Source organism: Phenylobacterium sp. P4_E10, from assembly GCF_056401675.1.
Genome location: NZ_JBFUIW010000010.1, coordinates 85,307 through 106,723 on the forward strand (window position 1 = coordinate 85,307; position 21,417 = coordinate 106,723).

Genomic DNA, 21,417 nt, shown 5'->3' on the forward strand with positions numbered 1-21,417 from the left:
CATGATTGATAGCGATAATCGCACCCTCCCGCAGCTCATCGGCGACCTTTCAAGCGACCTCACCGGCCTCCTGCGCAAGGAATCCGAGCTCGTCCGCGCCGAAGTCTCCGAAAAGATGGGGCAGCTGGCGAAAGCGTCCGGCGAGATTGCTGCGGGCGCAATCTGTCTGATGGTCGCCCTGCTGATCCTCCTGCAGGCCGTCGTCATCGCACTGGCCAAGGTCATAGGCGCGGGCTGGGCTTCGCTGATCGTGGGCGTCGCCGTGGCCATCCTGGGCGTTGTGCTCGTTCGCGCTGGGGCCAAGGCGGCTGCGCCAAGCCAGCTCACGCCCGAACGCAGCCTGCGTCAGGCCGAGAAGGACGCACACCTGGCCAAGGAACAAGTCACATGAACCGCTCCTCCGAAGACATCGAACGCGAAGTTGAATCGGCCCGCGGCGAGCTCGATCGCACGGTCGAGGCGCTCAAGGACAAGATGACCCCTGGGCAGTTGATCGATGAAATCAGCCGCAGTTTCAAAGGAGGCGGAGCCGGCGAGATGATGAGCAATCTCGGCGTGCAAGTGCGAGAAAACCCGGTGGCGCTGGCCATGATCGGCGCCGGCGTCGCCTGGCTGATGATGGGCAGGGGCGACCACGAGGCTTCGGACGCTCTAGCGCGAACCTATCAGAGCAATCCGGACATGGACATCGCTCGCCCAAGCTCATCTTCCCATGGGGTGTCGGGAAAGGCCGAGCATTTGGCCGACAAGGTCAGCGAAGCGGCCAGCGGCGTAAAGGACGCCATTTCAAACGTCACCGACCGGGCGACAGAGAGCTTGCACGACCTGCGCGGTCAGGCGGGCGCCGCGGGGCGCAAGACGGCCAGATCGTTCGAGGACATTCTGCAGCAGGAGCCGCTCATTATCGGCGCTTTAGGTCTCGCAGTCGGCGTGGCCGTGGGAGCAGCGCTGCCGGCGACCTCACTGGAGGACCGCACGTTCGGCGCCGCCCGCGATGATCTCGTCGAGGCCGGGCAAGAGAAACTCGCCGCCGCCGCCCAGGGTCTTCGCGCCTCCGGAGAGGCCGCAATTGCAGCGGCCAAGCAGGAGGCGGGCGACCAAGGCCTCACCGGAGACGATGGCTCGTTAGTCGACAAGGCAGAATCCGTAGTCCGTTCGGGTGTCGAAGCCGCGCGGAGCGGATCGGGCGCCGACCGGCCCACCTGAGGCTGCCGCGCGCCCCTGGCCAGCCCATCGTGGAAACCCTACTGGCTGGTGGTCCTTGGCCCCGACGGCGGCGTCGTCGGGGAGGCCCAGCTTCGGTGCAGCGACGACCTGCGGGCGGCAAAAATTGCGTTCTCCACATCAAGTCCGCACGGACATGAGCTTTGGTGTGATCATGGTTTCCTTGGTCGCTTTGAAGCAGCCCTTTCGAGCCCGTGCGACGAGCCCGTCGTACGCTAGCTGAAACGTGAGGCCGGCCTTCGCCGATAAGCTCGGTCAAAGAGCACTCTACGACATTTCCCGCCCAAGCTGGCTAGCGGCCTGGACACGTCAATCATCGCCCTGATCGGCCAGCGCGTCGGAACAGTACGCCAGCGCCTTGGACATGCGCCACTCGACGGTCTTGAGCGGGAGCGCGAGGGTCTGCGCGATTTCGCCGTAGCTCATCGCCCGAAACCGGCTGAGCACGAAGACGTCGCGATAGATCGGCGGCATCCGCATGATCAGTTGCTTGAGCAACAGGAGCTCGATTTGCTCGGCGGACTGGGACGGCTCAAGGACGTAGTCCGAGAATTCGATCACGACCGAGGCGCGAGCCACGGCCTCTGAGTGCCTCTGGGCTTGATCGGCCGCGGCGTTGTGAGCGATGCGAAGCAGCAGCGCCTTGGGATGGCGGATCACCGCGCCAGCCTCGCCATACTTCGCCGCCCGCATAAACGCCTCTTGGGCGAGATCCTCTGCCTGTTCGCCGTAGCGCCGGCGGAGGGCCCGAGCGAGCCAGGCGCCGTACGTGCGAAAGAGACCCGCGATCCGGCCCTCCGCGCGAGAGTCGCGTGAGCGCACAGCAGTCGTTGGCGATTGGCCGTCAGTGGCGCCGGTTTGGCTTGGATCGCCACGGCGGGATGCGGCCAGCCCCCGCCGCTTGGTGGAGAGCTTCTCCATGGTCCTTCCCTGCTTCTTGCCGCGCAGCCCGAGAAGCCGGGCGGTTCGATACGTGCGAAGCAAGTAAGCACGCCCCACCTATTCCCACGCCGACCTGCAGGATCGGCTGATGTGGTTTTGTATTCGGTGGGCCGCCCGACAAGCGGGGTCGCTTCGACACGTCTTGCGCGGGGATCGCCGGTATCGAGCCGTCGATTCCAGATTCAACTTCTCATAGGTTTTGCGAGCGCGCCAGACCCTCATGAAGGGTATGAGGCCGCGGGCGTCCATCGAGCGCCAGATTGCGCCGCCGACTGAAGCGACAGTCCCCCCGTAAAAATGCGGGGGCGCGCACGCTGGCAATCTGGGCTATGGCTGAACTCCATAACATCCGGAGGTTGTGGCGGAATGGCGGACGGCGCCAGCTCCGGCGAGCTTAGGGCATTGGGGGAGGCTCTCGGGCGCATCCGCCGTCGACGCAGGATGAGCCGGCGCGGTTTGGCCTGCATCCTCGACATGCCATTGGCGACTTACGACGACCTTGAAGCCGGACGGGGCCTCACGTTCGATCGACTGGCCGCCTTTGCCGCCGCCACCGACTGCGACCTGCCGGCCTTGCTGCTTTGCCCTCATTTCGGCTCTTCCGAGCTCGCGGTCCTCGCCGCCGACAACAAGGCCGTCAGCATCGCGCTCTCCTCCCTGGAAGAGGTCATGGACACGCTGGGCGAGGGCCTTTCCAGGCTCACGGCGGCTCAGATTTTTGCTGCATTCGACCTGGCCCGGGCTGCGGCGAGCAGACCAGTCATGATCGATGCCGACGTCCCACCGTTGCTGGCCAAGCGGCAGATCGAATGCCTCAGATGGGCCCAAGCCGGGAAGAGCTCGCCCGACATCGGCCAGATCCTCGGCATCTCCCGGCGTACGGTCGACGACTACATCGCCGAAGCATGCATACGCCTGGGCGTGCGCACCCGCGTCCAGGCGGTGTCACGCGCTATCGGCCTGGGGTACCTGTCGCCCTAACCACGATCAGCATGCCTGCTAGTCGCAGTGGTTCTTTCGCCGGCTCGCCGGCCGCAGGCGCCCGCTCCGGCTGACCGGGTCAGACGTCGAGCTACGCACGCCCGCGTCCGCCCAGGCGTGGAGATCAGCGGCCGTATAGACCACCAACCCGCCGATCTTTCGGTAGACCGGACCTGTGCCGGAGCTGCGGTGCTTCTCCAAGGTGCGGCCTGAGAGGCCCAGAACGCGTCCGGCCTCATCTGTGCGCAGGTAGCGCGGGGATGCATCGGGGTGTCGCTCGCTCATCGAGCACGTCTCCATTGCCAGAGCCGCCGATCTCGAGCGCGGCCATTGGCAAGGACGCCGCAAGGCCACGTCGCCCGCAACCCGCAAAGCTACGGGGTCCCTAGGCTTCAGGCGCCTTGGGGCTCGGCGCAGCACTTGGCCACAAAGGCGTGGAAGGCGTCCCCATAAGAGGGCTTGGACTGTTCGCGATTGATCCGCTCGTAGATCTCTTTGGGATCGCCCAGATTACCGCGAATGGTAGATTCCCACTGCTTGAGTTCTTTGCGCCGCCGACTAATCGAGAAAGGGCGAGACCAGCCCCACCAGAGCAGCGCACGTTCCTGCTCGCGCACCCAATCGACCATTTCCTCAAGGACGTAGAGCTTCAGCGTCTCAAGCGCTTCCGGGTCAGCCTTGTGCAATTGGGCCGAGAGAAACCCGTTGAACAGGCCGTGCATATGGACGTCGGCCTGGGCCTCAACCTGGGTTCGGTAGGTGATCAGGGCAAGGCCGGCGCTGACGCCGGCCACCGCCAGGCCCAATGTCGTCGCCACTTGGGACGCAGCATTCCAATTCATAGGTGTTTCCCCCTGGGCCGCAACCAAACCGATATCGCCGTTATGTGAGTTGCGCAAATGAGGGCGCGTCGCCCTCGCCGATGGGCCCGTTGGCGCTTCGCCAAACTTCCAGTTCGCCCGCGTCATAGACGACCCTGCGCCCGATCTTTCGGAAGGGCGGCCCCACCCCCATCCAGCGGTAGGTCTGCAGGGTTCCGACGGTGTGACCGACCAGGGCCGCGGCCGCGCGTGTGTCGAGCCAGCGCGCCCGGCGCACCTGGCCGAGCACCGCGCGCACCTGGTCGACCTCTTCCTCTTCGATCTGCGGCTCGGGCGACGGCGAGCAGACCTCCTCGCCATAGCCAAGCAACCGGGCCATCTCGCCGGAGATCCGCTCGGCGGCGTCCTTTACCGGGTGGGCCGCCAGGTGCGCATAGCGCTCGGTGGTGGAGGCGGTGCGGTGACCCAGCAGCGCCCCGATCACAAGCAGGCTGTCGCCGCGCGCCGCGCCGAGGCTGGCGAAGGCGTGGCGCAGGTCATGCAGCCGCACATCCTCCAGACCGGCGGCCTCTCGCACGCGATCCCAGGCTTTCTGCAGATTGACGAAGTGCCCCTCCCCGCCGGTCCCCGCCAGTAGATAAGGGTTTCCAGGGGTCGGCTTGATCGCCTCGATCACCTTCATGACCGGCGCTCCGACATGGACGACCTTCGCGCCGGTCTTGCTATCTGGCAGCCGCAGGCACCGGTGATAGCTGTCGATGTGGGCGCGCTTGAGGGTGAGGATCTCGTTCTTGCGGCAGCCGGTGAGGATCAGCAGTCGCAGAGCTGCGATGGCCGATGGGTGCTCCACCCCCAGCGCCTCGGCCGCAGCGATGGCCTCGCCGAGCCGCGCCAGTTCCAGGGGAGAGAGAAACCGCTCGATCTTCTTTTCGGGATATCGGCGCACCCGATAGGCCGGATTGTCGTCGCGGATTTTATGCGCCACGGCAAAGCTCATAGCCGCCGAGAGGGTCACCACCGCCGCATTGGCCGCGCCGCGCCCGCCGCGAACGCGGCTCAGCCCCTGCTTCTTGGCGCTCTTGGCCTGCCTGGCCGTCGTGCCTTCGGCGACCGACCGGAGCAGCCGCTCGACCTCCTGGCGGGTGATCAGATTGGCGCGCTTGGCCCCCAGCAGCGGCTTGATGTGGTTTTCGATGTCGCTGCGGGCCGAGGAGATTGAGTTCGCCTTGCGGGTGGCCAGACCCTCGGCAAGGTAGAGGTCGCACAGCTGGGCGAGCGTCAGATCCCGGCGCGCCGCTGTCTTGGCTTCCTGCGGGTCTTCGCCGCTGGCGATCTGGCCCAGCAGGATCCGCGCCCGCTCTCGCGCCGTCTCCACCGTCCAGGGCGATCCGTGCGGGCCGATGCTGTAACGGCGGGTTCGGCCGCCGAAACGATACTGCAGCACATAGACCCGGCCGCCCGCCGGCGAGACCTTGAGGCCAAAGCCCACGACTTGCCTGTCCCAGAGATAGGCGTCGGTGCGCCCAGAGGGGGCGCATTCCACCGCCCGCTTCGTCAGCCTCTTGCGCTCGCCGCCCATGCCTTCCGTCCTGAATGATCGACGCCCACAACCATACCCTCATAGGTAATGCTAGTAAGCACATAATAAGCACACGAGCGCAAATCACCGCCAATAGCATACGGCTTTTTCGAAACTAACATCGTGTTTTTGCGGACGTTTTCGTAGATTCTCCAAGAATACGAAATACAACCTACGCGATTGGTAAGGCTGAGGTCGGCAGTTCAATCCTGCCCGGCGGCACCATGTTTCCCCAACGCTTTCAAGGCGTTGGGGAAACACCACACCCCCAGGCGGGGTCTAAGTCACAGCCAGCAAGCACATTGGAAGCGAACGCGCCCGTTTCGCGTGCGCCAATTCATGCCCCTCCATCCTGGGAGGGCGACGGCAGTGGTTGTGGCGGCGGCCCCTACCGCAAAACACCGAGTATTATGATGCCTCGGGTGGCGGCGAACTGAGTGTGTTCAGCGAAGACGACTTCGAAGCCAGCCTGCTGCAGCCGGGCTCTGTGATTGTGCGAGAAGGTGGTCTCCGATCCAGCCCCGCCCGCTGAATCGAAGGGGTAGGAATCTAGTTGCTGGTCGAGATCGTGGCTGGCGTCCAAAGGCTCTAGCAGCAGAAGAGCGGCGGGCCGGGAGAGCGCCAGCGTTTGAATCAGACGGTCAACGCCCTGCTGCGAGAAGTACTCGAGAACCCCGCCGTTGGAGAGCATCACCGTTCCAGCTTGCGGGTGGGCCGCCAGCCAATCTCCCGCATCGGCGCATGCAAAATCCAGCCGAGATCCGGGCGGCTGACCTGCGACGGCCCGGTCGATGGCGCCGGCATTGATATCTATACCGACCACCTGCTCGGCCCAGGGAAGCTTCTCGGCGCAATAGGCTAATGCAGCGCCGTTCCCGCATCCGATTTCTACAAGCCGCGAGAAGCCGAGATCCGAGGTTCGGACGAATTGATCAAGGGCGTCGATCGCCTTGGCATGGTTCGCTCGGAAGTGCTCGAAACTCGCCTGACCCTGCTCAACGTGGAACTTGTCGCCCGAGGCGCTCCGCCAAAATGAATCAAGCACACGCTGGAGACCGTCCACGTCCCCTGATCTTTGTGCTCGCCGCATCCGAGCTTGAAGTATTGCACGTTTCAGCTTGACCGAATGCCCGCTGTTGCGACCCGCATCTAATTCCCTGCCAAGATGGGGCATTGCAAACTCGAAGAAAACGCCCGCCGCCTGTAAGAGCACCTGTTTGACAGGGTCCATGAATTTTCCCCAAAGCGCTGCCATTAATGTCGAGGGCAAACCACCCTCAATCTTGAGTCAAGGTAATATAATTTAACGGCGGGAATTCAGACTGTCTGACGCGGGTTGTCAGTCGACAGATTTCGCAATTACTTTGCCAAACAACGCCTCGATGCTTTTGTTTAAAACGACGCAAGGTTGATCGACGCCCGCAGGATTTTCGCCCGCCGATCGGACACCCTTTCTCCGCCGCTACGGCGCGGTTCTGTCCTGCTGCCTTACGAAGCTCTCATGGACGGACGAAGCGGCGGGCCTGGATCTCAATGGGTCAGCGATCGCCATGGATGCCAGCCGGACGTCACCCGACGCGCCGATGTGAAACCTGGCGGCCGACCCGCTCGACGAACGCCTCATGAGTTTCCTGGTCCCCCCAATTCTCAACGCCGGCGGCCAGGCTCTGCAGATGCTCGATCTGGTGGCTGGCTGCCTCGGCGCGCTCCGCACGTCGCCAGCGCAGGGTGTCACCCACCATGGCGCGCAGCAGCAGGGAGGCGGCGACCGGGTGTCGGACTTCGAGCATGCCTGCGGCGGTCTCGAGCAATTCGACCCTACCGGGCTCGATCTCATCGGCGCGGGCGAGCACGAGCTTGGCCGCATCGGTCGTCGACGGCCAGGCGATCAGGAACGCCAGCGCGTCCGAAAAGCGTGGATGTGCGAGGGCGGCGGCCATCGCGCGCCCCTCTGCCTCGACATCGTCGAATCCGGAGAGCCGCTTGAGATGATCGCGCAGCGGCTGGACCCGAAGGCCCCGCTCAAACGCAGCCCACCGCAGCTCCTGCGCCAGTTCGGCCTGTCCTGAAGCTTCCGCCAGCGCGATCTGGGCGTCATCCCAATCGGCCCGTCCGCGCGCCTCGCGGCCAATGGGCGGCGCCGAGCGCCGAAGCGCCGCCTCCGCATCCTTAAGCCGGCCCGCCGCAGTCAATCGCAGAACGATCGCAGCGCCGGAGGCCGGATCGTCCTTCTCCGCCTCGGAAAAGGTCGCGACATAGCCGTCGGCGTCGCCGTCCAGGTCGGCCAGCCTGCGTGCGTCCAGACGCAGACGCTCCGACCGCCTGGACTTCGCCCACAGGGCATCGACCTCTGCCCGCAAGGCGCCGCGCGCCGGCGCGCTCAGCGATGGGCCGATGAGCGCGACGAGCTCGCCGTAGCGTCCCGTCCGGTCGTTCTCGATGAGCGCGGAGGCGCGCCAGGCGAGATCGGAGGGGTCGGGACCGGCCCTGCCGATAAGGTCCGCCAAGGAGCCGAGCGCCGCCTCGAAGCTTTCTGCGACCAGGCCGCGGGCGTCCCGCGTGAGCGCGAAGACCGCGGGCGCCATCGCAAGGAACCGCCACAGAAGCTCCAGGGCCAACTTAGGGGCCTGATCGGCCAGCGGCCCGATGATCATCGTGCGCTGCAGGTCGAGATCTCGCACGAAGCCTTTGTAGCCGCGCGTGCTGACCCGCGAGCGGCGGGTCTCAATCGCCGCCAGCGGCTTGCCGATCTCGGCGGCGAGGTCTTCCGGGCTGACCTCCCCTGCGAGGTTCATGCGCAGACGTCGCTTGAGATTGGCGTCCTCGTCGGCGGCCTCCAGCAGGATCTCCGCCAACCGCGCGGCGCCCAGCGCCTCAAGATTGGCCCGCGAGAGGGTCTTGCGTGACCGCTTCGCCGGCCGCGGGGGAGGTGTCATCTCAGTCAAATGCGCCTGCCTGGCTTCTGCTCCGCCCGGAGCCAAGGCGCCGCCCAGCGGGCAAGCGAGGGAACCTTCGCCCCTCGCGCACGCTCAAGCTTTGACTACGAGTGAACAGCTTGAGGGGAGTGTCATGGGCCGTTTGGGAAACTTCAAGGCAGCCCTGATGGATGACGGGCGCTACCGACTGCTCGTCGACGCCATTACCGACTACGCCATCTACATGCTCGATCCCACCGGCCGGATCACCAGCTGGAATGCAGGCGCCGAACGCTTCAAGGGCTATTGCGAAGCCGAGATCCTCGGCGAGAACTTCTCCCGGTTCTACACTGAGGAGGACCGCCAGGCGGGCCGGCCAGCCCGGGCGCTGGCCATCGCCGCGGCGGAGGACCGCTTCGAGAGCGAAGGCTGGCGGGTTCGCAAGGACGGCAGCCGCTTCTGGGCCCACGTTCTGATCGATCCGATCAGGACACCGGGAGGCGAGCTGGTCGGTTACGCCAAGGTCACGCGCGACCTCACCGAACGCAGGCGCGCCGAAGCCAAGATCAGGGAAAGCGAGCAGCAGTTCCGTCTCCTGGTCCAGGGCGTGACCGACTATGCGCTCTATATGCTCGACCCGGCCGGCTTCGTCACGAACTGGAACGTCGGGGCCGAGCGGATCAAGGGCTATCTGCCCGACGAGGCGATCGGCCAGCACTTCTCGCGCTTCTACACTCCTGAGGATCGCCAGGCCGGACTGCCGGAAACGGCGCTCAAGGAAGCCGTCGAGGCCGGTCGGTTCGAGCGTGAAGGCTGGAGGGTCCGCAAGGACGGATCGCAGTTCTGGGCGAACGTGGTCATAGACCCGATCCGCAATAGCCTGGGCCAGATCATCGGCTTCGCCAAGATCACCCGTGACATCACCGAGCGACGGCGCGCCCAGGAGGCTCTGGAGCAAACCCAGCAGGCTCTGCTGCAGTCCCAGAAGCTCGACGCAATCGGGCGGCTGACAGGCGGGGTCGCCCACGACTTCAACAATCTGCTGACGGCGATCATCGGCAGCCTCGAACTGCTGCGCAAGCGGCTGCCGGGCGACCCGAAGTCCGAGGCCCTGCTGGAAAATGCGATGCTGGGCGCCAGGCGCGGCGCGAACCTCACCCAAAGGATGCTCGCCTTCGCGCGCAAACAGGACCTTCGGGTCGAGGCTGTCGACGTGGCGAAGTTCGTCGGCGGAATGACCGACCTGCTGCAGCGCTCGCTTGGGTCTTCGATCGAGGTGGTGACGCGCTTTCCGATGCGGCTCGCGCCGGTAAGCACGGACGCCAATCAGCTGGAAATGGCGCTGCTGAACCTGGCCCTGAACGCCCGCGACGCCATGCCGGACGGAGGCGAGATCAAGATCGAGGCCCGCACGGTCTCGCTGGCGGCCAAGTCCGAAACGGCCCTCCCCGCCGGCGACTATGTGAAGCTGAGCGTCAGCGACACCGGCGAAGGCATGGACGCGGACACGCTCGCCCGGGCGCTCGAGCCCTTCTACACGACCAAGGGCGTCGGAAAGGGCACCGGCCTTGGCCTGCCCATGGTGCACGGCCTGGCCGAACAGTCAGGCGGCCGCCTTTCGCTCCACAGCCGGCCGGGCCACGGCACACGCGTCGACATCTGGCTTCCCTGCGCCAGCACCGCCCCCCCAATAGCCAAACCCTTGGAGGCGCCGGACGCGCTTGCCCCGGTCAGGCCGCTCAGCATCCTGGCGGTCGACGACGACGAACTGGTGCTCCTGAACATCGCCGCCATGCTGGAGGACCTCGGGCACCAGGTTCATACCTGCAGTTCGGCGGTGGAGGCCCTCAGCGCGCTGGAGAACCTGCCGTTCGACCTGGTGATCACCGACTACGCAATGCCGCGGTTCAGCGGCCTGCATCTGATCGAGGCGTTGAAGCGGGACTATCCCTGGGTCCCCGTGGCCCTGGCGACCGGCTATGCCGAACTGGCGCCCGGCGTCGCCAAGGACGTGGCACGCCTGGCCAAGCCCTACGGCCAAGGGGAGCTGGCCGCTCTCATACGCCGTCTGGAAAAGGCCTAATCCACGCCAGCCACAACGAAAACCCCGGCCGCAGAGCGGCCGGGGTCCGATGGTCCGAACTCAGGTTTTAGTAGGTGCGCGGAGCATCGGGCCGATCGAGGGAACGCTCGCCGGAGAGCGGCTCGTCGAGGGTGCGCGCCCCACCGGGCTCGGCGGTGATGAAGGAGCGGTCCTCCTTCAGATAGGCCTGGCGCTCGCGCGTCACGTCGTCGGCGCTGTAGGGCGCGGCGGCCTGGTCGAAGCGCGACCAGCCGGCCTGGCGATAGGTCTCGCCACGCCGGGCGGTGTCGACGAACGTGCGCCGTTCCAGGATCTCTTCGATGCGGCCGACCTCGTCCTCGTCCGCCCGCACGCTCACCAAGGTCCCGCCGCGACGAACGCCCTCGGCGTAGATGTTGGCGTCCTCGTCGGAATGTCCCGCTTCCTTAAGCGCCCCAAGCAAGCCGCCCGCCGTCCCGCCTGCGGCCGCTCCAATGGCCGCGCCGACTGCGGTCGACACCAGCCAGCCGGCCGCGACCACCGGGCCGAGACCCGGAATGGCCAGCATGCCCAGTCCGGCGAGCAGGCCCGCGCCGCCGCCGATCAGCCCGCCGGCGGTTGCGCCCTTGCCCGCGCCGTCGGCCACATCGTTCTCGCCGTCGCCGTTGCGGTCGCCCAGAGGGCCTCCGGTGCGCGAGGCGCCTCCAGCATGCCTGTGGCCCTCATGCCAATTGTCGGCGTTGTTGGAGACGATGCTGATCTGGTCCTGATCGACGCCGGCCGTTTCAAGGTCGTCGACGACGTTAAGGGCCTCGAGATGGCTGTCGAACAGCCGGGTGATGGTCTTGCTCATTGCATGTCCAATTCTGGTGCTGTGCTTGGGGCTCAGGACGCGCTGACCGCGCCCTTGTAGTCGACGGTGACGTTGGCCTGGGCTCCGTCCTTCGTCGCCTTGGCCATCCAGATTCCGTTGGCGTCCTGGGTCAGGGAGCCGACGACGGCGTAGCCGGCGCCTTCGATCGCGCCCCTGGCCTGGGCTTCGGTGAAGGAGTTGGCGCCCGGGGTCGGTCCCGGTTCGCCGCCGCCCGCCGTGGCGTCGATCGCCGCGTTGCGGGGCGTTTCGGAGGCGGCGACCACCGGCCCCTTCGTGTCGTCGGCGGCCTGGGCGGCAGGTTGCTGGCCACACGCCGACAGCAGCGTCGCGCCGAGCGCGACGGCTAAATAGGTTCGTAACATTTGTGAAAATCCTTCGAGAGGTGGGAGAGGAAGCCCGCGCGACCAACAAGGTTCCTGCCGCCGGCAAATAGGTCGAGCGAGCGCGGCCCGCGGTATCAGCCTCAAGGATCGAGCTCGACTAGGCCAATCGCTGGCCCGCCCGGGCGGTCACGACGCCAGGCGTTGGGTGGTCGCGCGCCCGGTCTGGGCTTCCGGCGAAATCCGATCCAGCGGCAGGTGCAGCGTGATCTCGAGGCCTTCTGGTCGCCGCTCGATCTTGAGCTCCCCGCCCAACTGGCGCGTGCTGGCCTGCATCAGACGCGACCCGAAGCCCTCTGGCCGCCCCTCGGCGTCCAGCAAGGGGCCGCCGATCTCTCGCCAGACGAGCTTCAAGCGGCCGCCTTGTTGGGTCGTCTCGACGACGACACGTCCCTGCTCGGCGGAAAGCGCTCCGTATTTCGCGGCGTTGGTCGCGAACTCATAGAGCAGCAGCGCCAGTGAACTGACCGCAGGGTCGGTGAGCTCGGCGTCGATCCCGGCCATCGTGATCCGCCCTTCGCCGTCTGTGTAGGGCGAGAGGATGGCCGCCATCAGGGACTGCAGCCTTACCGGGGTCGAGTGGGCCTCCTCCCCGCCCCCGCTCAGCGTTAGGGCGTGGGCGCGGGCCAGAGCCGCCAGGCGGTCGCGCACGTCCTCGACCAGGGCGTCGACGTCGCGCGTTCGACGGCCGCTTACCGAGACGATCCCGCTGGCGAGCGTGAAGAGGTTCCTGATCCGGTGATCCATTTCGCGCAGCAGCAGCTGTTGGCGCTCCACGGCTCGATGGCGCTCGGTGATGTCGACGCCGATCCCGACGCGCGTGCCGTCGGAGAGCCGGATGTTGGCCCAGCTGGCCTCGACCGGCCCACCGGTCGCGGTCGTCATGGGCGTGTCGAGCCATCCCTCGGGACAGGACTCCATGAACTCGGCGACCTGCTTGCGGACGGTCTCGTCCGGGAACAGACGCGCCATCAGGTCGATCGTCTCGGCATCCTCGCTCGTAAAACCCAGGACCCGGGAGAACTCCTTGTTCAGGATCAACTCTCCGGTCTGCGGATCGTAGATCTTGATCATCACCGGAATGGACTCAATAACCGCCTCGAAGCGCTCGCGCTCGCGCCGGATCGCCTCCGCCGCCGTGAGGCGTTCGAGCGCAAAGCCGAGCTGCCGGGCGATCGTCACCGCCACGCCGACCTCGCGTTCGGTGAAGTCGTGCCGTCCGCGATAGTAGACCATGAACTTGCCGACCACCGCCCCGGCGATGGTCAGGGGAAAGAAGGCCAGCCCCCGGATCTGCTCCTTGAGAATAGACGCAGTGATCGCCGCCGATTCACCGGCGCCCTCGATGTCGGCCACCATGATCGGCTCGACATCGCGCTGGCCGGACGTCCAAGGCGTGTGGCCGTCGACGGCCGCTCGGTACGCGTCAGACAGACCTCGCCAAGCCACGAACCGCATCTCGTGCTGGTCGTCGAAGCGTAGAATTGAGGCGCGTTCGCAGCCCATGGCCTCGCCCATGGCGTCAAGCCCGGCCTGGTAGACGTCCTGTTCGGTTTCGGCGCGGAACAGCCGATCGGTCAACCGGTAGAGCGCAGCCAGCACCTGCGGGTCGCCCTGTGCGTGCTCAAGGCCAGCGGCTGTGTTCACCCCGGCCGTCTCCTGAGGAGCGGCGGTTATGCGACTTCCGATGCGGTGACTGTCCGACATTGGACCAGACCCAGACTCTCAAGCTCCGTTTTCAAGCCACGAAACCACCCTGCTCAGCAGCAGCGCGGTCGCGGCGTGGCGCTATATCCGGCCACAGGCGCAGCGCCCCTGACCGGTCGCCGAAGTGAAAGGCGCCGACCATCGCTCAAGTTCCACCGCTCGTGTCGCCGCTTAGGGGTCCTGGGCTTATCGGCCTTCGGCGCTCGCCGCCGCATGCTCGGGCAGGCCAAGGATGCGCTTGGAAATGATGTTGTTCTGGATCTCGTAGGACCCGGCGAAGATCGTGTTGGCCTTGCCCGACAGCCATTCCCTGACGAAGGCCAGTTCGTCGGTCTGGAAGGCATCGCCCTCCCACCCCAGCCCTTGCTGGCCGAGGGCCTCGACCAGAAGTTCGGCGCGCTCCTGGACCAGCAGCGACGAGACGTTCTTCAGGATGGAGGTGGCCGCGGTCGGCCCGCCCGCTCCCGCTTCGAGCGCCGCGCGCTGCATGGTGAGCGCAAAGGCCTGCCGCTCCATCGCGTGCCGCGCCAGCCGCATGCGCAGATCGGGGTCGGCCAGGCGCCCGGTCTCGTCGCGCCCGAGGTACTGGACGACGACTTCCTCGATCGGGCGCTTCTCGGTGGCCCGCGGCGGGGCGTCCTCGCTCCGCTGGCGCTCGTACTGCAGCAGCCGCTTGCCGACGGTCCAGCCGCCGTTCAGAGGACCGACCAGGTTGTCCTTCGGAACCCGCACGTCCGTCAGGAAGGTCTCGCAGAACGGCGAGCGCCCCGAGATCAGCTGGATCGGCCGCGGCTCCACCCCGGGCGAGCGCATGTCGATCAGCAGGAACGAGATGCCGTCGTGCTTGCGGGTCGGGTCGGTGCGGACCAGGCAGAAGCACCAGTCCGCGTGGTTGGCCCCGCTCGTCCACGTCTTCTGGCCGTTCACCAGGAAGTGGTCGCCACGGTCTTCGGCCCGGGTCTGCAGCGACGCCAGGTCCGAACCGGCGCCCGGTTCCGAATAGCCCTGGCACCAGCGCGTCTCGCCGCGGGCGATACGGGGGATGTGTGCCTGCTTCTGCGCCTCGGTTCCGTACTCCAGGAGGGTGGGCCCAAGCATCCGCACGCCCATGCTGTAGCCGATCGGATTCCAGGCTCCGACCCGGCGCATCTCCTCGCGCAGCACACGCGCCTGCGCCGTCGTCAGGCCGCCGCCGCCATAGGCCGCGGGCCAGGTGGGCGTCGCCCAGCCCTTTAGGCAGAGGGCGGACCTCCACCGACCAAACGCCTCGCTGCTCGGCTCGGCCTCACCCGCCTGCGGCGCGCGTCCGGCAAGTTCGGAGGGGAAGGCCTCGTCCAGCCAGGCGCGAACCTCATGGCGGAAGTCTTCGAGGGCGTCCGGAGCTGAGAGCGTCGCCTGCATGTCTGCCATCCCGTCGTATCACGTAGGGGAGGGTTGTATCCAAAGTAGTGTGATTGTCATCACGCAAACCTCGGCGCTCGGCCGGCGGCACTGGTGCGGGGCGGGAGTACGGCTATGCTAGGGCTTCAATGACGGCGCCGCAGACCATCGAATTGACCCGTGAAGCGCTCTTCGAGCGCGTGTGGCGAGAGCCGCTGTCGGTCGTCGCGCGCCAGCTCGGCCTCAGCGCCAGCGGGCTGGCCAAGATCTGCGATCGGACCGCGATCCCTTACCCCTCACGCGGACACTGGGGGAAGGTCAAGGCGGGGCGACCGCCCTCCCCGCCCCAACTGCCACCGGCGCCGCCTGGAGTGGAGGACGCGCTGCCGATTTCACCGGGCCGCGCAGTCGCCCGGCGCGCCAGCCCGAAGCTGCCGCTCGAAGAGCGCCGCGGGCGCCTGCTCGACGCTGCGGCGCAGATCATCGTGCGCGAGGGCCTGCACGCGGTCACCATCAAGCGCGTCGCGCGTGACGTCGGGCTCACCGCCCCGCGGGCCTATCATTTCTTCCCGTCGGTGGATGACCTGCTGATCGAGCTCGCCCGTCGCGAACTGCAGTCGGTGCGCGCGGCCCGGCTCCAGCGCATCGACACCGCCACCCGGCCGGCCGAGCGGCTGCGGCTGTCCACCGTGACCTATCTGCGCGAGGTCGCAAGCCGAGGGGGACTCCTCCAGGTGCTGCAGGCCGCGCCGGCCGTTCGCAAGGGGCTGCGTCGCGAGCAACGCGCCCTGCGGTCCGCCAATACCGAGGTCGTCGCCGGTCGTTTCAGCCACAGCCACGGCGTGCCCGAGGATGTCGCCAGGGCGGCGACCACGGTCCTCACCAGCGCCGTCCTGCGCACCGGCCGGCTCTTGGCGCGTGGACGGCTCGGCCTTGAACTGGCGGAGGATCTCGCCGCCGAGATCGTCGAGGCCGGCAACAGGCGACTAGCGGCGCGCTTCCAGCCCGCCCCGACGGACGACGTCGATCACGCCTAGGACGAGTTCCCGGCAGAGAACCGCCCCGCGCTCAAGGTCGAGATCGCCCTGATAGACCAGGCGTCCGCACTCTTCGGGCATGGTGAGGCCGATGCTGACGCACGCAACGGCCCGCCGAACCGGCAGGCCGAACTCTTCTCGAACAGCGCGCGCCACGGTTCCGACGAAACGGTCGCGGACAGCGATCGCACCACGGGAGACCTGCCCGGCCATGTACCGGTCGCGCAAGATGAGCTGGATGAGCGGACCGGTCTCGGCGACGTAGCGGTAGTAGACCTCCGCCGTCGCCGCCGCGAGCTCAACGGCGCCCGACTTTCGCGCCGCCGGACCCAGGCCAGCCTCTATCAGGCCGGCGAATCTCGCCTCGAGAAGCGCGTTGTAGAGGTCGTGCGGACCGGGGAAATACTTGTAGACCAGGGCCTTGCTGACCTTCGCGCCGTCGGCGAGGTCTTGCACGCCCAGCGGCAGATAGCCCTGTTCCAGCAGCAGGTCCGCGGCGACCGCCAGCAGGCTCTCCCGGCGCGCCTCGGGCGCCAAGCGCTGGCCCCGCCGAAGTCGCACGCGGCTCATGCGAGCTGTTCGTGCTGACTATGAATCCGGCGGTTGATCATCGGCCTTTCGACTCAAGCGTCTTTGCCCAGCTTCGCGTTTAGACCGGCTTGCGGGCCGAGGCGAGTTTGCGCGGGCCCGACGGCGATCCTGGTCGCCCGCATTTGTCGAGACAGGCCCGAACGGATGTCATAGTGTCAATGTCAATAACGAGGAGGAAACGACATGCCCTACGCCGCCGGGCGCGTCTTCCACGACGCTGACAGCCACGTCATGGAGCCGGCCGATTGGCTGGTCCCGTTCGCCGAAGACGCCATGAAGGACCGGCTGCTGCGCCGCGACCCGCCCTCGACCCGCCCACCGATCGAAGCGCCGAAGGAAAAAATCATTGAGGGCCTGATCGGCGGCCCCAAGGGGCGGCTCGCCTACGGCGCCCATGATCCGGCCGAGCGGATTCGCGCGCTCGAGGAACTGGGCTTCGCAAGCCAGCTTGTCTTCCCGACCTCGGCCCTGCGGCCGTTCCGGACCAGCAGCGACCAGACGGTGCTCTATGCCGGGGCGCGGGCCGCCAACAAGGCGATGGCCGCCTTCTGCCGCGACCCGCGCCTGCTGGGCGTCGCCTTTGTGCCGCTGGACGACCCTGCCCGCGCGCTCGAGGAGGCGCAGGAGGCGATCCGCCTCGGCTGCCGCGCGATCTGGGTGCCCTCCACGGCGGCCGGCGACAAATCTCCCGGCCACCCGGACCTCGATCCGTTCTGGGCCCTGCTGGCGGCGACCCGCACGCCGTTCGTCCTGCACATCGGCGCAGGCTCGCGCACCCTGCCGCAGGAGTATGTGAACAACGGCAAGCCCAGGTCGCCCGACCTCCACGGCGGCGGCGAGAACCTGCGCTTCAAGGACTACGTCGCCCTGCCCCACTCGGCCGAGATGTTCCTCGGCGCGCTGGTCTATGACGGTCTCTTCGATCGCCAGCCGGAACTGCGCGGCGGCGTCATCGAGTACGGCGCCTATTGGGTGCCGGGCTTCCTACGGCAGATGGACATGGGCGCGCGCTCCTTCGGCCGCACCGACCCCTACCTGAAGGAGCTTTCGGCCAAGCCCTCCGAGATCATCCGCCGCCAAGTGAAGTTCACGCCGTTCCCGGGCGAGGACGCCGGCTACCTGATCCGCGACAGCGGCGCCGACCTCTACATGTTCTCCAGCGACTACCCGCACCCGGAGGGCACCAATGACCCGATCGCCCGCTTCGAACGCACCTTCGACGGATTGAGCGAGGACGACCGCGACCGTTTCTACCGCGCCAATTTCGAGGACATGATGGGCCTCGTCACCGAAGGAGCCGTGCCATGAGCGACGCCGCCACCCAGCACACCCTGACCGGCGAGTTCCGCGCCCCGCACAACGGCTTCCAGCAGGCGCCGGGCTCGATCCACAACGACGAGGTCGCCTCCAAACTCGGCTTTAAGGGCGGCACCGTGCCGGGCTCGGTCCACATGGACCAGTTCGTGCCGATGTTGGTGGAGATGTATGGCCGCGCCTGGTTCGAGACTGGCGACATCTCCTTGCATTTCAGCCAGGCCACGGTCGACAAGGAAGAGGTTCAAGCGGTCGTCCAGACCGGCGACCCGCGCGCGCGCCTGCAGATGTTCAATCGCGCCGGCCAGCAGGTCTGCGTCGGAACGGCCTCGCCCAAGGCCCGCGACGCAGGCTCGGAACTATCCCGCCGCATGGCCGAGCAGGCCGAGGCCGATCCCGCCCGCTTGCGGATCTACGCTGACGTCCGCGCGGGCGACACCACCTCGGACATCCCGATGCGGGTGAACCGCGCCGACTTTGACGTGGGCCTTGGCCGCATCACCGAGCGCCTGCCGCTCTATGACGCCGAAGGCGTGCTGTCGCCCGCCTACGCCATTCGCCTGGCGCACATGAGCCGCCCCTTTGTGATGGCCAAGGCCAAGACGCCCTATGTCGGCCTGTTCGGCGCTCTGGAAGTCCGCCATCTGGCCGGGCCGCTGCTGGCCGACAAGGACTATGTCGGCCGCACCACGATGCGGAAGATCACCGAGAGTCCGAAGACGGAAAACGTCTGGTACGACGTCGACATCGCCGACGCCGCCAGCGGGCAGGACGTCGCCAGCGTCACCTTCATGATCCGCGCCATGAAGGCCTCCTCTCCGCTCTGGAGCTGAGGCCGTCCCGCGACTGCGGGCCAAGACAACGAAAAGAAAACGGGAGACATGGGGATGAATGCGCCGGCGGGGCTCGAGGGGGCCGAGATCAAGGCCCGGGTGGATGCGGCGGTCGACTCCGGCATGTGCATGGCCGTCTGGGCCGACCTGCAGCCGGACAAGATGGCGGTCCTTGAGGTTTCTGGCCGCAGCCGCACCTTCGGCGAGCTGAACGCCAACGCCAATCGCCTGGTCCGGCTGATGCGCGACCGGGGCCTGCAGGCCGGCGACGCCGTCGCCATCGTCTGCTCCAACCGCGTCGAGTTCCCCGAGGTGCTGTTCGCCACCCTGCGCGGCGGCTTTCGCCTGACCCCGGTGAACTGGCACCTGAAGCCGGATGAGATCGCCTATGTGGTCGACAACTGCGAGGCCAAGGCGCTCTTCGCCGACACCCGCATCGCGGGCATCGCGGAGGCGGCGTCGGCCTGTCCGCAGCTGAAGGTCAAGGTGGCCATCGGCGGCGACCTGCCGGACTTTGCCCCCTATGCCGGCATCGCCGCGTACACGGGAGAGAACATCGACGACCCCGTGCGCGGCTCGACCATGCTCTACTCGTCCGGCACGACCGGCCGGCCGAAGGGGGTCTACAAGCCCAACGCCCAGGCCATCGGCGGCTACGACCCGATCTACGACCGCGCCGTCGACAAGCACATCTGCACCGGACCGGCCTACCACGCCTCTCCGCTGGCGGGGGACATCCGCCGAGCGCTCAACAATGGCGTGCCGACGGTGCTGATCGACAAGTGGGACGCCGAGCAGGTCCTGCAGATCATCCACGAACAGAAGATCACCCGCGGCCATTTCGTGCCGATCATGTTCCAGCGCATGCTGGCCCTGCCGCCAGAGGTCCGCGCCAAGTACGACCTGAGCTCGCTCAAGCGCATCACCCATGGCGCGGCGCCCTGCCCGCCCGAAGTGAAGCGCGCCATGATCGAATGGCTGGGGCCGGTGCTGTTCGAATACTACGCCGGCTCGGAGGGGGGCGTCGGCTTCACCATCACCTCGCAGGACTGGCTGGACCACCCCGGCGCGGTCGGCCGCCGCCCGCACAAGGACGCCGCCAAGATCCTGGACGAGAACGGCGAGGAGCGCCCGCCGGGCGTCCCCGGCGCCATCTATCTCAGCCTCAAGGACCAGGGCGGCTTCACCTACTACAAGGACGACGCCAAGACCGACGCCGGCCGCCGCGACGGTTACTTCACCATGGGCGACGTCGGCTATCTGGATGAGGACGACTGGCTCTACCTCACCGGCCGCAGCGCCGAGACGATCATCGCCGGCGGGGTCAACATCTACCCGCAGGAGATCGACAACGAGCTGATCAAGCACCCCGCGGTGGAGGACAGCTGCACGGTGGGAATTCCCCACGACGAGTGGGGCGAAGAGGTCCGCGCGGTGATCCAGCTGCGTCCCGGATACGAACCCTCGGACGATCTGCGTCGCGACATCCTGGATTTCGCCTCCAAGCTTGTCGCCAAGTACAAGATCCCACGCGGCGTAGACTTCGTCGAAGCGCTTCCGCGCAGCGAAGCTGGCAAGATCCAGCGCAACAAGGTCAGGGCGCCCTATTGGGAAGGGCGCGCGCGGGCGATCTAGCGCCCGAAGGCCCGCCGCACCTCAAATGGGTGTGGTGAGCCGGGGCAACCGCCAGTGCGCCGCGACGTTCACCTGTCCGCTCGTTCGAGCGCGGAGCTTCACGTGAGCGATACAGTGGACTGCCTGATCATCGGCGGAGGTCCCGCAGGCCTCACCGGAGCGATCTACGCCGGCCGCCTCGGACTCGATGTCGTCGTCATCGACGCCGGCGACAGCCGGGCGCTGCTCATCGCCTGCTCCCACAATCATGCCGGATTTCCGGACGGCGTCTCGGGAAAGGACCTGCTGGCCCGCATGAGCGCCCACGCGCTGAAGGCCGGCGCCAAGATCATCCAGGACCACGTTCACAAACTGGCCCGGAACGGCGACGGCTTTGTCGCCACGCTTTCCCGAGGCGAGGTCCGGGCGCGCGCCGTCCTGCTGGCGACCGGCGTCACCAACCGCCGGCCGGAGATGAGCGAGGAGCTGCACGCGAAGGCGCTCGCAAGCGGCCGGCTCCGCTACTGTCCGGTCTGCGACGGGTTCGAGGTCCGGGACCAGATCGTGGGCGTGCTGGGCTCGGGCGGCCACGGCGCCGCCGAGGCGCTCTTCCTGCGGACCTTCACCCGTCACGTCACCCTGATCGCACCGCAGCGCCACCAGCTCAGCGCCGATGAGCGAGCCTCGCTCAAGGACGCGGAGGTGGTCCTGCTGGAGGGCCCGGCGAGCGATATCCGGCTTGAAGACGACGGGATCAGCGTGCTTGGTCAGGCCGGGCGCGCGCACGTCCAGACGCTTTATCCGGCGCTCGGGAGCGACCCTCACTCGAGTCTTGCGGTGATGCTGGACGCGAAGATCACTGGCGAGGGCTGCGTCGTCGTCGACGCTCATCAGCGCTGCACGATCCCGGGGCTCTACGCGGCGGGCGACGTCGTCATCGGCCTTGACCAAATCAGCCACGCCATGGGCGAGGCCGGCGTCGCAGCGACGACGATCCGCAATGACCTGGCCGCCGCACGACCCATGTATCGCTAGCACCGCCAACGTTGCCGATCGGCGACCACCCAGGGCGCTTGGGCGTGACGGCGATCGTCATTTGGCAAACGACGTTTCTCAAGGGAAACCAACGGCTAAGCTGACCGTTTAACATCGTCGGAGTTCAA

The 21,417-nt window shown here is 67.0% G+C and carries 20 protein-coding genes; 9 read left to right on the top strand and 11 right to left on the bottom strand.

The features are described from left to right. Position 1: 1 nt before the first annotated feature. On the top strand, positions 2-391 hold the full coding sequence (locus AC1DQJ_RS13220) for a phage holin family protein (RefSeq protein ID WP_477603981.1): 390 nt from the start codon (positions 2-4) through the stop codon (positions 389-391). After that, on the top strand, positions 388-1,206 hold the full coding sequence (locus tag AC1DQJ_RS13225) for a DUF3618 domain-containing protein (protein WP_477603983.1): 819 nt from the start codon (positions 388-390) through the stop codon (positions 1,204-1,206). Before AC1DQJ_RS13220 ends, AC1DQJ_RS13225 begins: the two co-directional genes overlap by 4 nt. A 327-nt stretch (positions 1,207-1,533) precedes the next feature. Here AC1DQJ_RS13225 and AC1DQJ_RS13230 read toward each other — a convergent pair whose 3' ends face one another. Then, positions 1,534-2,145 (bottom strand): RNA polymerase sigma factor, encoded by a 612-nt coding sequence (locus AC1DQJ_RS13230; RefSeq protein WP_477603985.1) that lies wholly within the window; start codon positions 2,143-2,145, stop codon positions 1,534-1,536. A gap of 387 nt (positions 2,146-2,532) precedes the next feature. Here AC1DQJ_RS13230 and AC1DQJ_RS13235 point away from each other — a divergent pair, with 387 nt between their 5' ends. Continuing rightward, the gene (locus tag AC1DQJ_RS13235) at positions 2,533-3,147 is read left to right on the top strand and encodes a helix-turn-helix transcriptional regulator (RefSeq protein WP_477603987.1); all 615 of its coding nucleotides are present in this window, start codon (positions 2,533-2,535) and stop codon (positions 3,145-3,147) included. Between the two features lie 18 nt (positions 3,148-3,165). On the opposite strand, the gene AC1DQJ_RS13240 is transcribed toward AC1DQJ_RS13235, so the two are convergent. From AC1DQJ_RS13240 to AC1DQJ_RS13260, 5 genes are all read right to left on the bottom strand, one after another. Next, positions 3,166-3,432: a helix-turn-helix transcriptional regulator gene (locus AC1DQJ_RS13240; protein ID WP_477603989.1), complete on the bottom strand. Its 267-nt coding sequence runs from the start codon at positions 3,430-3,432 to the stop codon at positions 3,166-3,168. Positions 3,433-3,539: 107 nt separating this feature from the next. Next, entirely contained in the window at positions 3,540-3,989 is a 450-nt protein-coding gene (locus AC1DQJ_RS13245; RefSeq protein ID WP_477603991.1) for a hypothetical protein, read from the bottom strand. A gap of 40 nt (positions 3,990-4,029) precedes the next feature. After that, positions 4,030-5,547, bottom strand: a complete 1,518-nt coding sequence (locus tag AC1DQJ_RS13250) for a tyrosine-type recombinase/integrase (RefSeq protein WP_477603993.1) — start codon at positions 5,545-5,547, stop codon at positions 4,030-4,032. Between the two features lie 388 nt (positions 5,548-5,935). After that, a complete protein-coding gene (locus tag AC1DQJ_RS13255; protein ID WP_477603995.1) occupies positions 5,936-6,778 on the bottom strand; it encodes a class I SAM-dependent methyltransferase in 843 nt (280 codons plus the stop codon). Between the two features lie 337 nt (positions 6,779-7,115). Next, a complete protein-coding gene (locus AC1DQJ_RS13260; protein WP_477604116.1) occupies positions 7,116-8,483 on the bottom strand; it encodes a DUF6880 family protein in 1,368 nt (455 codons plus the stop codon). Positions 8,484-8,616: 133 nt separating this feature from the next. On the opposite strand from AC1DQJ_RS13260, the gene AC1DQJ_RS13265 reads away from it, so the two are divergent. Further along, on the top strand, positions 8,617-10,545 hold the full coding sequence (locus AC1DQJ_RS13265; RefSeq protein WP_477603997.1) for a hybrid sensor histidine kinase/response regulator: 1,929 nt from the start codon (positions 8,617-8,619) through the stop codon (positions 10,543-10,545). 67 nt (positions 10,546-10,612) lie between these two features. Here AC1DQJ_RS13265 and AC1DQJ_RS13270 read toward each other — a convergent pair whose 3' ends face one another. The 4 genes from AC1DQJ_RS13270 to AC1DQJ_RS13285 form a co-directional block, all read right to left on the bottom strand. Next, on the bottom strand, positions 10,613-11,377 hold the full coding sequence (locus AC1DQJ_RS13270) for a hypothetical protein (RefSeq protein ID WP_477603999.1): 765 nt from the start codon (positions 11,375-11,377) through the stop codon (positions 10,613-10,615). Positions 11,378-11,409: 32 nt separating this feature from the next. After that, positions 11,410-11,760 carry a hypothetical protein gene (locus tag AC1DQJ_RS13275; protein WP_477604000.1) on the bottom strand — a complete coding sequence of 117 codons (351 nt, stop codon included), beginning with the start codon at positions 11,758-11,760 and terminating at the stop codon, positions 11,410-11,412. Between the two features lie 147 nt (positions 11,761-11,907). Further along, the gene (locus AC1DQJ_RS13280; protein ID WP_477604002.1) at positions 11,908-13,425 is read right to left on the bottom strand and encodes a sensor histidine kinase; all 1,518 of its coding nucleotides are present in this window, start codon (positions 13,423-13,425) and stop codon (positions 11,908-11,910) included. Positions 13,426-13,671: 246 nt separating this feature from the next. Then, complete coding sequence (locus AC1DQJ_RS13285) at positions 13,672-14,886, bottom strand: acyl-CoA dehydrogenase family protein (RefSeq protein ID WP_477604004.1); 1,215 nt, start codon at positions 14,884-14,886, stop codon at positions 13,672-13,674. Between the two features lie 128 nt (positions 14,887-15,014). Here AC1DQJ_RS13285 and AC1DQJ_RS13290 point away from each other — a divergent pair, with 128 nt between their 5' ends. Continuing rightward, entirely contained in the window at positions 15,015-15,902 is an 888-nt protein-coding gene (locus AC1DQJ_RS13290) for a TetR/AcrR family transcriptional regulator (protein ID WP_477604006.1), read from the top strand. Here AC1DQJ_RS13290 and AC1DQJ_RS13295 read toward each other — a convergent pair. Then, positions 15,852-16,472, bottom strand: coding sequence for a TetR/AcrR family transcriptional regulator (locus AC1DQJ_RS13295; RefSeq protein ID WP_477604008.1), 621 nt, complete (start codon positions 16,470-16,472; stop codon positions 15,852-15,854). The two genes, AC1DQJ_RS13290 and AC1DQJ_RS13295, sit on opposite strands and share 51 nt — an antisense overlap. 204 nt (positions 16,473-16,676) lie before the next feature. On the opposite strand from AC1DQJ_RS13295, the gene AC1DQJ_RS13300 reads away from it, so the two are divergent. The 4 genes from AC1DQJ_RS13300 to AC1DQJ_RS13315 all read left to right on the top strand — a co-directional run bounded on the left by AC1DQJ_RS13300 (position 16,677) and on the right by AC1DQJ_RS13315 (position 21,289). Continuing rightward, complete coding sequence (locus tag AC1DQJ_RS13300; protein WP_477604010.1) at positions 16,677-17,801, top strand: amidohydrolase family protein; 1,125 nt, start codon at positions 16,677-16,679, stop codon at positions 17,799-17,801. Further along, positions 17,798-18,640: a hypothetical protein gene (locus tag AC1DQJ_RS13305; RefSeq protein ID WP_477604012.1), complete on the top strand. Its 843-nt coding sequence runs from the start codon at positions 17,798-17,800 to the stop codon at positions 18,638-18,640. The genes AC1DQJ_RS13300 and AC1DQJ_RS13305 overlap by 4 nt, the downstream gene beginning before the upstream one ends. 48 nt (positions 18,641-18,688) lie before the next feature. After that, complete coding sequence (locus AC1DQJ_RS13310) at positions 18,689-20,275, top strand: AMP-binding protein (RefSeq protein ID WP_477604014.1); 1,587 nt, start codon at positions 18,689-18,691, stop codon at positions 20,273-20,275. Positions 20,276-20,377: 102 nt separating this feature from the next. Continuing rightward, positions 20,378-21,289, top strand: a complete 912-nt coding sequence (locus AC1DQJ_RS13315; RefSeq protein ID WP_477604016.1) for an NAD(P)/FAD-dependent oxidoreductase — start codon at positions 20,378-20,380, stop codon at positions 21,287-21,289. The last annotated feature ends 128 nt before the right edge of the window (positions 21,290-21,417 follow it).